The organism is Methylobacterium sp. WL120, from assembly GCF_008039465.1.
Taxonomy (GTDB): Bacteria; Pseudomonadota; Alphaproteobacteria; order Rhizobiales; family Beijerinckiaceae; genus Methylobacterium; species Methylobacterium cerastii.
On the sequence record NZ_VRUT01000149.1, the window covers coordinates 1 to 11552 of the forward strand.

Here is an 11552-nt window from a genome sequence, read left to right on the forward strand (position 1 = left end):
GGCGATCGAGGCCTGCGCGCCGATCGGCGCCCCGTCCGGCGCGGCCGAGGCCCCCGGCGGCGGCGCGAGCGGCGCGGAGGTCACGGCGCCCGAGGGCATCGCCGGCGCGATGTTGTCGATGGCGGCCTGCTGTGCCGGCGCGCGGACGCGAGGTCCGTCGAAGCGCTGCGACGAGCAGGCGCCGAGACCCGCGGCCAGCGCGAGGAGGGCGATCGTCGAACGGTACTGGCGCGGCATCGGTCTCGGCTTCCCCGGCGCGCGTGCGGCGCCCCTTGCGGGTCCTTGCGTCGGGGGCAAATGCGATGGCCGCAAGGCGGGGGATCGGGGAACACCCACCGGAGTGCCAGGGGGCGGGGCTTTTCGGGGCGAGTGTGGCGGGGCGGCCTCAGTCGGCCGCCCGGGCGGATCAGACCGTGCGCTCGACCATCATCTTCTTGATCTCGGCGATGGCCTTGGCCGGGTTCAGGTTCTTCGGGCAGGTGTTGGCGCAGTTCATGATCGTGTGGCAGCGATAGAGCTTGAACGGGTCGTGCAGCGCGTCGAGGCGGTCGCCGGTGTTCTCGTCGCGGCTGTCGATCAGCCAGCGGTAGGCCTGCAGCAGCGCGGCGGGCCCCAAGAACTTCTCGCCGTTCCACCAGTAGCTTGGGCACGAGGTGGTGCAGCAGGCGCACAGGATGCACTCGTACAGCCCGTCGAGCTTGGCCCGGTCCTCCGGGGTCTGCGGCCATTCCTTCTCGGGCGCTAGGGTGTCGGTCTTGAGCCAGGGCTCGACCGAGGCGTGCTGGGCATAGAAGTTCGTCAGGTCCGGGACGAGGTCCTTCAGCACCGGCATGTGCGGCAGCGGGTAGATCTTCACCGCCGCGGTCTTCCTGCCCTTGGCGTGCTCCTGGCACTCGTCGATGCCCATGGTGCAGGCGAGCGCGTTCTGGCCTTCGATGTTCATGGCGCAGGAGCCGCAGATGCCCTCGCGGCAGGAGCGGCGGAACACCAGCGTCGAGTCGACCTTGTTCTTGATCCACAGGAGGGCGTCGAGCACCATCGGCCCACAATCGTCGCGATCGACCTGGTAGGTGTCGATCCGCGGGTTCTTCCCGTCGTCCGGGTTCCAGCGGTAGACGCGGAACTCCTTGAGGTTCTTGGCCCCCGTCGTCGCGGGCCAGGACTTGCCCTCGGTGATCTGGGAGTTCTTGGGGAGGGAGAATTCGGCCATGGCTGTCGTTGGCTTCCGCTAGAGTCGATCGAAGCAACGATCGGCAAGACGCATCGAGGACGCGGCCTCGCCGATCGGCTTTCCGAAGCGCAGCTTAGTAAACGCGCGCCTTCGGCTCGATGTACTGGATCTCGTTCGACATCGTGTAGGTGTGGACCGGGCGGTAGTCGATGTTCACCCGGTGGGCGCTCTCGTCCAGCCACGACAGGGTGTGCTTCATCCACTCCTTGTCGTTGCGGTCGGGGAAGTCCTCGCGGGCATGCGCGCCGCGCGATTCTTCGCGGTTGGCGGCCGATTCCATCGTGACGACCGCCTGGCCGATCAGGTTGTCGAACTCCAGGGTCTCCAGGAGGTCGGTGTTCCAGACGAGCGACCGGTCGGTGATGCGGATGTCGGCCGACGCGCTCCAGACCTTGTGGATCAGGCCCTTGCCCTCCTCCAGCACCTCGCCGGTGCGGAACACGGCGCAGTTGTTCTGCATCGTCTTCTGCATCTCGAGGCGCAGGTCCGCGGTCGGCGTGCCGCCGTCGGCGTAGCGGAAGCGGTCGAGGCGGGTGAGCGCCTTGTCGGCCGAGTCCTTGGCGAGGTCCATCGGCCGGCCGTTCGGCTCGACGATCTCGGCGCAGCGTTGGCCCGCCGCGCGGCCGAACACCACGAGGTCGATCAGCGAGTTCGAGCCGAGGCGGTTGGCGCCGTGCACCGAGACGCAGGCCGCCTCGCCGATCGCCATCAGGCCGGGCACCACGGTGTCGGGGTTGCCGTCGCGCAGCGTCAGCACCTCGCCGTGATAGTTCGTCGGGATGCCGCCCATGTTGTAGTGCACCGTCGGCAGCACCGGGATCGGCTCCTTGGTGACGTCGACGCCGGCGAAGATCTTGGCCGATTCCGAGATGCCGGGAAGGCGCTGGTGCAGGATCGCCGGGTCGAGGTGGTCGAGGTGCAGGAAGATGTGGTCGCCGCCCTTGCCGACGCCGCGACCGGCCCGGATCTCCATGGTCATCGAGCGCGAGACCACGTCGCGCGAGGCGAGGTCCTTCGCCGACGGCGCGTAGCGCTCCATGAAGCGCTCGCCCTCGGAGTTGGTGAGGTAGCCGCCCTCGCCGCGGGCGCCCTCCGTGATCAGGCAGCCGGCGCCGTAGATGCCGGTGGGGTGGAACTGCACGAACTCCATGTCCTGCAGCGGCAGGCCGGCGCGCAGCACCATGGCGTTGCCGTCGCCGGTGCAGGTGTGGGCGGACGTCGCCGAGAAGTACGAGCGGCCGTACCCGCCGGTGGCCAGGATCACCATCTGCGCGCGGAAGCGGTGGATCTCGCCGGTGGCCTGGTCCATGGCGACGACGCCGCGGCAGCGACCCTCGTCGTCCATGATCAGGTCGAGGGCGAAGTACTCGATGAAGAAGTTGGTCTGGTTCTTCACCGCCTGCCCGTAGAGGGTATGGAGCATCGCGTGCCCCGTGCGGTCGGCTGCCGCGCAGGTGCGCTGGGCGGTGCCCTTGCCGTAGTCGGTGGTCATGCCGCCGAAGGGCCGCTGGTAGATCTTGCCCTCCTCCGTGCGGGAGAACGGCACGCCCCAGTGCTCGAGCTCGTACACGGCCGCCGGGGCGTTGCGCACCAGGTACTCGATCGCGTCCTGGTCGCCGAGCCAGTCCGAGCCCTTCACGGTGTCGTACATGTGCCAGCGCCAGTCGTCCGGCCCCATGTTGCCGAGCGAGGCCGAGATGCCGCCCTGCGCCGCCACGGTGTGCGAGCGGGTCGGGAACACCTTGGTGATGCAGGCGGTGCGCAAGCCGGCCTGCGAGCAGCCGACGGTGGCGCGAAGCCCTGCGCCGCCCGCGCCGACGACGACGACGTCGAAGGTGTGGTCGGTGATGGAATAGGCGGGTCCCTGCCCGTTCTGTCCGTTGGCGGCCATGGAAGGCTCCTTCAAGCTCGCGGGAAGCAGGTCAGACGAGGCGGCCGAGCCCCACGCGCAGGATGGCGTAGAGGCAGGCCACGGCCACGACGACCGCGTAGAAGTTGTTGGCGAACACCGCGGCGATCTTCAGCCCCGGGCTGTGGATGTAATCCTCGATGATCACCTGCATCCCCAGACGCATGTGGATCGCGACCGAGGTCACGGCCAGGATCAGGACGATCGCGACGAAGGGGTGCGACACCAGGGCCACCGCCTCCGGATACGGTCGGCCGGCCATCAGGGCGATGATCACCACGAAGGCGAGCATCAGCGGCGCGTTGGCGGCGGCGGTCAGGCGCTGCATCCACCAATGCCCGACGCCGTGGTGGGCGACGCCGAGGCCGCGGACGCGGGCGCGGGGGGTGCGGATCGAGACCTGCGGGTTCTGAAGGATCTTGGCCTTGGCCATGGCGGGAACTCCTCAGCGCGCCAGAAGGGCGACGGCCCAGACGACGACCGTCAGCGTCGTCGAACCGATCAGGGTGGCGCGGGCCAGCGCCATGCGCTTGTCGCGGTCGAAGCCGTAGCCGGCGTCCCACACGAAGTGGCGCAGACCGCCCAGCATGTGGTGCAGCAGGATCCAGGTGTAGGCGAACAGCACGATCCGCCCGATCCAGGACCCGAAGGACCACGCCACCCAGGCGTAGGCCGCCGGGCCGGAGGCGAGCGCCACGAGCCAGATCGCGACGAGCGCGGTGCCGCCGTAGAGGGCGGTGCCGGTGACGCGGTGGAACACCGACATCGCCATCGTCCAGGTCCAGCGGTAGATCTGGAGGTGCGGCGAGAGCGGCTGGGCCACGGTGGGGCGTGCGGTGGGTGCCATCGTGCGGGGGGCCTCGTGTCGTTCTCGGAATGGGCTTCGAATTGGACCGTCTCTAATCTGTAGCGCTAGAGGTCCAGGCGTTTCGCCGCAATGCGGCATGGCGGGGCGGTGTTGACGATTCCGCCGGGATATCGCCTTCCCATTGCTGTCCTGGGGGCTCTGCTTTCGCGATAGGCCGCCTCGTCATGGCAGCCGTCCGATCAGTCGCCACCACAGGTAGTCGAGGGGTGCGGCGACCAGCAGCCCGGCGATGCCGTAGGCGAAGGTCGCCCGCGTCGCGTCCGCGAGGGACACCCCGCCCAGCTCGCGCGCGAACACGATGGGCGGCGCCTGGTAGGGGAAGAACAGGGTCGCGTAGCCGACCACCTGCACCATCACCACGTCGAGCAACGGCCAACCGCTGGCCTTCGCCATCTCGCCGGCCAGCGCCGTGTAGAGCGCGGGCGCGCCGTTGGCGGTGACGACCAGGGCCAGCGCCGTCGCGATGCCGACGAGCACGGCGAAATTCTGGACCGGGGCGCCGGGGCTGAGGGGCGCGACCGCCAGCAAGGCGTGGCCGAGGCGCTCGCCCAGGCCGGTCTCGTTGACCAGCGCGACGAGGCCGAGGAGGGCGGCGATGTAGAAGCAGGTGCGCAGGGAGACTTGCGCGAAGGCCTCCGCCGGCAGCACGCCGACCCGCGGCATCAGGCAGATCACCGCGGCCGAGAGCCCAACCCAGGCCGGGGCGATCCCGTGAAGCCCGTCGGTGGTCCACAGGACCAGGGTGCCGACGAGGATCGCCGCGAGGCGGCGCTCGGCGGGCGAGGCCGGCGGCAACGCCGGCAGGGCCGCGGCCTCGGCCTCGAGCCGGTCGGGGAACAGTTTTACGAGCAGCAGGACGAGCAGCGCGCCCTTGACCAGCGCGAGCACCGGCGCGTGCAGCCAGAGATAGGGCAGGTAGGTGAGGTGCAGCCCCTGGAGCCGCTCGGCGGCGCCGGCCATCACGAGGTTCGGGACGTTGGCCGGCAGGATCGCCGCCGACAGGATCGGGGTCGCGAGCCCGATCGCCATCACCGCGCCGACCCGGCCCTTGCGACCGGGCGCCAGCCCGAACGCGTCGCAGAGCGACAGCGTCACCGGGATCATCAGGGCGATGCGCCCGAGGTTCGACGGCATCACGAAGGCGAGAAGGAAGCTGAACCCCACGAGCCCGGCGATGAAGCGCGCATAGGAGCCCGAGAGCCGGCCGCTCAGGCCCTGCGCCAGGCGCGCGCCGAGGCCGGTCCGGGTCATCGCGAGGCCGACCACCATCCCCGACATCACCAGCCAGAAGGCCGACGACGCGAAGCCCGAGAACACCGTCGCCGCCGCGCCGAGCTTGAGCAGCATCGCGAGCGCGAAGAACAGGAGCGCGGTGACGATCTCGGGCAGCAGCGCCGTCGCCCACAGCCCCATGCAGAGCACGAGCAGGCCGGCGGTCGCCAGGATCGTCGTCTCGCCTCCCATGTTGCTTTGCTCCGCCGCGTTCGGTTCCAGGCTCGTTTAGGGGCCGGATTGGAACGGTTCGCAATACGGCATCCTTTGACGGTGCCTTCGCGAACGGCGAAGGATGTGGACCGCGGTCGCCCGTCGCGCAGGCTCGGCCCAGGGATTCGCACAGGGCGGCTTCGCGCCCGGCGAACAAGGAGGCGTCCTGCGATGATGCGCTTCGACCTGCCCGACCTCACCCTCTTCCGTCACGTGGTCGAGGCCGGCTCGATCACCCACGGGGCTGCGCGGGCGAACCTCGCGCTCGCCGCCGCCTCGACGCGCATCCGGGCGATGGAGACCTCGCTCGGCGCAGCCCTCCTCACCCGCAGCCGCCTCGGCGTGGTCCCGACCCCGGCCGGGCGGACGCTGCTGGCCCATGCCCGCGGGCTGATCGCCGGCATCGAGCGGATGCAGGGCGAGCTCTCGGCCTATTCCGGCGGCACCGTCGGGCAGATCCGGGTCCTGGCCAACACCAACGCGCTCACCGAATTCCTGCCCGATGCGCTCGCCGCCTACCTGACAAGGAACCCCGGCGTCAGCGTCGAGATCGACGAGCACACCTCGGACGAGATCGTCGGCCTCGTCGCCGACGGGCAGGCCGACCTCGGCATCCTGTCGGGCACGGTCGACACCGGCACCCTGCAGACGTTTCCGTTCCGGAAGGACCGGTTCGTGCTCGTGGCGGCCCGCGGCCACGCCCTGGCCGAGCGCGAGACCGTCTCCTTCGGCGAGGTCCTGGCGCACGACCTCGTCGGCCTCGACCGGGCGAGCGCGCTCACGCGCTTCCTCGCCGACAAGGCGGCCCGCGTCGGGCGCCCGATGCGCCTGCGGGTGCAGCTGCGGGGCTTCGACGCCGTCTGCCGCCTCGTCGAAGCCCGCGTCGGGGTCGGCATCGTGCCCGAGAGCATGGCCCGGCGGGTGGCGCGCGGCCTCGACATCGCCGTCGTGCCGCTGGTCGAGCCCTGGGCGACCCGCGCCTTGACCCTGTGCCTCCGCAGCTTCGAGGGACTTCCGGCCTTCGCGCAGGACTTCGTCAGGCACTTGCGCGATGGTGGTGAGAACCGAGCGTAGGTCACAAGCTCTCATTGTTCGAGATAATGAATACATTCTACCTAGGGTAGAATGTTTCCGAATTTTTCAAACCGTGCACGTTTCGTTGATCGCGGAGGACTACGCAAAGACCTTTTTTCGGGATGGAGTCTGCCATCTCTACCGTGCGGGCGTCGCGAAGACGCTGGCTGCCGGACGGATGTCTTCGATGATGCCTGCTCAAACAGACTGCTTCGACGTCGTGGTGATCGGCGCCGGCCTGGCCGGAACCTGCCTCGCCGGCCGCCTCGCCAGCCAGGGCCGCAGCGTGGCGCTGATCGACGCCCACGCCGTCCACCCGCACGATTTCCGTGCGGAGAAGTACGGCTCGGCGCAGATGACGCTGTTCGAGGCGCTCGGCTTCGGCGATGCCACCCGCGGCTGCACGACCCGGACCGATTCCGTCCGGGTCGTCCGCTTCGGCCGCCTCGCCCACTGGGAGCGGACCACCGAATACGGCGCCGCCTATCCCGACCTGATCAACGCCCTGCGCGCCGCCCTGCCCGCCGGGCTGCTCACCGTCGGCCGGGTCGCCGACCTCGACCTCGGCCCGGACCGGCAGGTTGTCACGCTCGCCGACGGGCGCCGGTTCGAAGGCCGGCTCGTCGTGCTGGCCACCGGCCTCGGCGACGTGCTGCGCCGCAAGGCCGGGATCTCACGGCGCGTGATCGGCGAGCGACACTCCCTGGCCGCGGGCTTCGACATGGCCGCGCCGCGTTCCGCCTTCCCGTTCCCGGCGATGACCTACTTCTCCGAGCGCTTCGGCGGCGGCGACGCCTACCTCACGCTGTTCCCCCTCGGCGAGACCATGCGGGCGAACCTGTTCTGCTACCACCAGCCGAACGACCCCTGGACGAAGGCGCTCCGCGCCGACCCGGAGGGCGCCCTGCGCACGCTGATGCCGGGGCTCGCCGCCCATTGCCCGGACCTCGCGATCGCGGGCGCGGTCGAGGTTCGCCCGATCGACCTGATGCGGGCCGAAGGCCACGTGCGCGACGGGCTCGTCCTCGTCGGCGACGCGTTCCAGACCGCCTGCCCGATTCCCGGCACCGGGATCGGCAAGGTGCTGACCGACGTGCGCCAGCTCGCCGAGGCGCACCTGCCGGGCTGGCTCGCGACGCCGGGGATGGGCGCCGACAAGGTCGCCGCGTTCTATGCCGACCCGGTCAAGGTCGCCTGCGACGCCGCGAGCCTGGAATCCAGCCTCTACGCCCGCGCGCTGGCCACCGAGACGACCCTGCCCTGGGCGGCCCGCCGGGTGCGCAACCGCGTCGCGCGCCACGCGATCCGCTACGCGACCGACGCCTCGCGCGGGGCGATGCGCGCAGCCTCGGTGGTCGTGGCCCACTTGGCGGTGTGAAGCGGGCTTGGCCGTGTGACGCGAACTCGGCCGTGTAATGCTAAGTCTCATGGGTCAGGACCCATGACGTCCGGCGGATTGCCGCCGCCCCGCAGTCGCGGGGGCCAGACCTCGATGAGTCGGGCTCATCGAGGTCTGGTATAACGCGGACTCGGCCGTCCGACGCGCGCCGCGCGGTTGCCCCGTCCCACCGTTGGCGTAGCCTCGGTGGCGCGACGGAGGGGACGGCGATGGCGATCACCAATGTGGAGTCTCTGGGCAGCCGCCGCGGGGCGATGGTGCTGCTCGAGGTGCTGCGCTCCGAGGGCGTGCGCTACATCTTCGGCAATCCCGGCACCACCGAGCTGCCGCTGATCGATGCGCTCACCGACACCCCCGACATCGCCTACGTGCTGGCGTTGCAGGAGGCGAGCGCGGTGGCGATGGCCGACGGCTACGCGCACGCCGCGCGCCGGCCCGCCTTCCTCAACCTCCACACCGCCGGCGGCCTCGGCCACGGCTTCGGCAACCTGATCAACGCCCACGTCTCCGGCACGCCGCTGGTGGTGACGGCCGGCCAGCAGGATTCGCGGCACGCGATCACCGACCCGCTGCTGTTCGGCGACCTCGTCAGCCTCGCCACCCCCGCCGTGAAGTGGGCGCGCGAGGTGACGAACGCCGACCAGCTGCCGACCCTGCTGCGGCGCGCCTTCCACGATTGCTCGGCCGCCCCCTCCGGCCCGGTTTTCCTGTCGCTGCCGATGGACGTGATGGAGGCGATGACCCAGGCGCCCGCCGGCGGCGTCTCGACCATCGACCGCTGCGCCGTGGCGGGCTCGCTGGACCGGCTGGCCGACCATCTCGCCGCGGTGGCGCCGGGGCGCCTCGCCCTCATCGCCGGGGACGAGATCGACGCCAGCGACGCGTCCAGCCAGGCCGTGGCGCTCGCCGACCTCCTCGGCGCGCCGGTCTACGGCTCGTCCTGGCCGGCCCACATCCCCTTCCCCACCGCCCACCCGCTCTGGGCCGGGAGCCTGCCGACCAAGGCGACCGAGATCGCGAAGATCCTCGGCGCCTACGACGCTGTGTTCGCCCTCGGCGGCAAGTCGCTGATCACCGTGCTCTACACCGAGGGCTCGGCGGTGCCGGCCGGCACGCAGGTGTTCCAGCTCTCGGCGGACGTGCGCGACCTCGGGCGCACCTACGAGACCACGCTGTCGATGGTCGGCGACGTCCGCGCCTCCCTCGACGCGCTGCTGCCGCTTCTGAAGCCGCGCCTCGCTGGCCGCGCCGACGCCTACGCCGCCCTGCGGGTCGCGGCCGCCCGGAACTACGCCGTCCGACGCGAAAGACTGATGGAAGCGGCCGACGCCGCCTTCGCCGACCCGGTGATCGCGCCGCTGGTGGCGGCCCGCGAAATCGCCCGCGCGGTGGGGGCCGACACCGCCATCGTCGATGAGGCGCCGGCGACGATGGCGCACCTGCGCACCTTCCTGCACAGCGAGCGGACGCACCAATACGCCTCGATGCGCGGCGGCGTGCTCGGCTGGGGCATGCCGGCCTCGGTCGGCACCTCGCTCGGCCTCGACCGCGCGCCGGTGGTCTGCGTCGTCGGCGACGGGGCGGCGATGTACTCGCCCCAGGCCCTGTGGACCGCCGCGCACGAGAATTTGCCGGTGACGTTCGTCGTCATCAACAATGCCGAGTACAACATCCTGAAGAACTACATGAAGTCGCAGACGCACTACGCCTCGGCACGCGCCAACCGCTTCATCGCCATGGACCTCACCGACCCGCGGATCGACTTCCCGGCGCTCGCCGCCTCGATGGGGGTGCCCGCGCGGCGCGTGACCCGGGCGGACGACATCGCGGCGGCGATCGAGGCCGGGATCGCCTCGGGCGGGCCGAACCTCGTCGAGGTCGTGGTGCGGGCGACCTGAAGCGTCTCACGGGACCAGCAGGATCGCCCCCGTCGTCGCCCGCGCCTCCGCCGCGCGATGCGCCTCGGCGACGTCCGCCAAGGGGAACCGCGCCCCGATGCGCGCGACGATCGCCCCGGAGGCGATGGCGGCAAAAACTTCGGCGGCGTTGGCCCGCAGGGTCGTGGCGTCGGCGTTGTGCGGGAAGACCGAGGGGCGGGTGAGGAACAGGCAGCCCTTCTTGTTCAGGAGCTCCGGCTCGATCGCCGGCGCCGGGCCGGAGGCGGCGCCGTAGAGCACCACGAGGCCGAAGGGCGCGGCGAGGTCGAGGGAGTGCAGGAAGGTGTCGCGGCCGACCGAATCGTAGACGACCCGCGCCTTGCGCCCGCCGGTGGCGGCGAGCAAAGCCTCGGGCCAGCCCGCTTGCGAATAGTCGATCGCCACGTCGCAGCCGGCTTCGCGCGCCACCGCGCACTTCTCCGCCGAGCCGGCGGTGCCGACGACGACGGCGCCGAGCGCCTTCGCCCAGCGGCACAGGATCTGCCCGACGCCGCCGGCGGCTGCGTGGACCAGCACCATCTCGCCCGGCTGCACCGCGTGGGTGCGCCGGAGCAGGTACTGCGCGGTCATCCCCTTGAACAGCAGGGCGGCGGCGTCCTCGTCCGAGACGGCGTCGGGGATGGCCACCAGCTTGTCGGCCGGCACGATCCGCCGGTCGGCGTAGGCGCCGAGGCCGGCGTTCATGGTCGCGACCCGGTCGCCGACCCGGAAGCCCGCGACGCCCTCGCCCAGCGCCTCGATCCGCCCGGCGGCCTCGTGGCCGAGCCCGGTCGGCAGCGGCAGCGGGTAGGCGCCCTTGCGCTGGTAGACGTCGATGAAGTTGAAGCCGATCGCGGTCTGGCGCAGCAGCACGCTGCCCGGCCCCGGCGGCGGCAGCTGGACCGGCTCGAGCCGCATCGCCTCGGGGCCGCCGAAGTCGCGGAGGATGACGGCGTTCGCGTCGGTCATGGCGTTTCTCCGAACTTCGGCCGCGTTCATGGGCGCCGTCTTCGCGTAGACCTAGCCCCGCGCCCGGCCTCTGCCTAGAAGGCGCTCGATGCAACCGGAAAGGGAGAGTGCGATGGCCGTCGCCGACGTCGCCGCGGATTCGCTCGCCGCCCTCGACACCCCCTGCCTGCTCCTCGACGAGGCGCGCCTGACCGCCAACGTCGCGCGGATGCGCGAGCGGCTTTCCGGCCTCGGCGTCGCGTTCCGGCCTCACCTCAAGACCGCGAAGTCGCTCGCCGTCGCGCGGCGCGCGATGACCGGCCCGCACGGTCCGGCCATGGTCTCGACGCTCCGCGAGGCCGCCTACTTCGCCGAGGGCGGCGTCACCGACCTGACCTACGGCGTCGGCATCGCGCCGCAGAAGCTCGACCGGGTCGGCGGCATCCGCCGGCAATTCGGGGCCGACCTCGCGATCATCCTCGACAGCGTCGCGCAGGCCGAGGCCGTCGCGGCCTGGGTGGCGGCCAACCGCGATCCCTCCTGCGCCCCCTCCTGCGCCTCCCTGCCCTGCCTCATCGAGGTCGACGCCGACGGGCACCGCTCCGGCGTCGCCCCGGACGACGCCGGCACGCTCGTCGCCATCGGCCGCATCCTCGTCGACGGCGGCGCCGAGCTGCGCGGGGTGCTGCTGCATGCCGGCGACAGCTACGGCCTCGACGACC

At 71.2% G+C, this 11552-nt stretch carries 10 protein-coding genes and 1 pseudogene; 4 read left to right on the plus strand and 7 right to left on the minus strand.

Translation table 11 applies throughout. From position 1 onward, the window contains the following. From FV229_RS21530 to FV229_RS21555, 6 genes and pseudogenes are all read right to left on the minus strand, one after another. Positions 1-237: pseudogene (locus tag FV229_RS21530) on the minus strand (hypothetical protein); the annotation flags it as partial. Positions 238-406: 169 nt separating this feature from the next. After that, the gene (locus FV229_RS21535) at positions 407-1210 is read right to left on the minus strand and encodes a succinate dehydrogenase iron-sulfur subunit (protein WP_147753922.1); all 804 of its coding nucleotides are present in this window, start codon (positions 1208-1210) and stop codon (positions 407-409) included. A gap of 94 nt (positions 1211-1304) precedes the next feature. Next, entirely contained in the window at positions 1305-3122 is a 1818-nt protein-coding gene (gene sdhA / locus FV229_RS21540) for a succinate dehydrogenase flavoprotein subunit (protein ID WP_147753923.1), read from the minus strand. Positions 3123-3153: 31 nt separating this feature from the next. After that, on the minus strand, positions 3154-3573 hold the full coding sequence (sdhD, locus tag FV229_RS21545; RefSeq protein WP_147753924.1) for a succinate dehydrogenase, hydrophobic membrane anchor protein: 420 nt from the start codon (positions 3571-3573) through the stop codon (positions 3154-3156). Between the two features lie 12 nt (positions 3574-3585). Further along, positions 3586-3987 carry a succinate dehydrogenase, cytochrome b556 subunit gene (gene sdhC / locus FV229_RS21550; protein WP_147753925.1) on the minus strand — a complete coding sequence of 134 codons (402 nt, stop codon included), beginning with the start codon at positions 3985-3987 and terminating at the stop codon, positions 3586-3588. A 183-nt stretch (positions 3988-4170) separates the two neighbouring features. Further along, positions 4171-5472, minus strand: a complete 1302-nt coding sequence (locus FV229_RS21555; protein WP_246688282.1) for an SLC13 family permease — start codon at positions 5470-5472, stop codon at positions 4171-4173. A gap of 192 nt (positions 5473-5664) precedes the next feature. Here FV229_RS21555 and FV229_RS21560 point away from each other — a divergent pair, with 192 nt between their 5' ends. From FV229_RS21560 to FV229_RS21570, 3 genes are all read left to right on the plus strand, one after another. Further along, positions 5665-6567 carry a LysR substrate-binding domain-containing protein gene (locus FV229_RS21560; protein WP_187275236.1) on the plus strand — a complete coding sequence of 301 codons (903 nt, stop codon included), beginning with the start codon at positions 5665-5667 and terminating at the stop codon, positions 6565-6567. Between the two features lie 187 nt (positions 6568-6754). Beyond that, a complete protein-coding gene (locus tag FV229_RS21565) occupies positions 6755-7945 on the plus strand; it encodes an NAD(P)/FAD-dependent oxidoreductase (RefSeq protein ID WP_147753926.1) in 1191 nt (396 codons plus the stop codon). 230 nt (positions 7946-8175) lie between these two features. Beyond that, entirely contained in the window at positions 8176-9864 is a 1689-nt protein-coding gene (locus FV229_RS21570) for a thiamine pyrophosphate-binding protein (RefSeq protein ID WP_147753927.1), read from the plus strand. 6 nt (positions 9865-9870) lie between these two features. Here the strand turns inward: FV229_RS21570 and FV229_RS21575 are convergent, their stop codons facing one another. Continuing rightward, entirely contained in the window at positions 9871-10851 is a 981-nt protein-coding gene (locus tag FV229_RS21575; protein ID WP_147753928.1) for a quinone oxidoreductase, read from the minus strand. Between the two features lie 112 nt (positions 10852-10963). Between FV229_RS21575 and FV229_RS21580 the strand changes: the two genes are divergently transcribed. Then, positions 10964-11552 (plus strand): alanine racemase (locus FV229_RS21580; RefSeq protein ID WP_187275237.1); only part of this gene is annotated, 589 nt, incomplete at its 3' end.

Excerpts from the sequence above, each read along its gene's own strand:
- FV229_RS21535 (WP_147753922.1), bottom strand. The coding sequence starts at position 1,210 with ATGGCCGAATTCTCCCTCCCCAAGAACTCCCAGATCACCGAGGGCAAG.
- FV229_RS21575 (WP_147753928.1), bottom strand. The coding sequence starts at position 10,851 with ATGACCGACGCGAACGCCGTCATCCTCCGCGACTTCGGCGGCCCCGAG.
- FV229_RS21565 (WP_147753926.1), top strand. The coding sequence starts at position 6,755 with ATGATGCCTGCTCAAACAGACTGCTTCGACGTCGTGGTGATCGGCGCC.
- sdhA (WP_147753923.1), bottom strand. The coding sequence starts at position 3,122 with ATGGCCGCCAACGGACAGAACGGGCAGGGACCCGCCTATTCCATCACC.
- FV229_RS21570 (WP_147753927.1), top strand. The coding sequence starts at position 8,176 with ATGGCGATCACCAATGTGGAGTCTCTGGGCAGCCGCCGCGGGGCGATG.
- FV229_RS21555 (WP_246688282.1), bottom strand. The coding sequence starts at position 5,472 with ATGGGAGGCGAGACGACGATCCTGGCGACCGCCGGCCTGCTCGTGCTC.
- sdhC (WP_147753925.1), bottom strand. The coding sequence starts at position 3,987 with ATGGCACCCACCGCACGCCCCACCGTGGCCCAGCCGCTCTCGCCGCAC.
- FV229_RS21560 (WP_187275236.1), top strand. The coding sequence starts at position 5,665 with ATGATGCGCTTCGACCTGCCCGACCTCACCCTCTTCCGTCACGTGGTC.
- sdhD (WP_147753924.1), bottom strand. The coding sequence starts at position 3,573 with ATGGCCAAGGCCAAGATCCTTCAGAACCCGCAGGTCTCGATCCGCACC.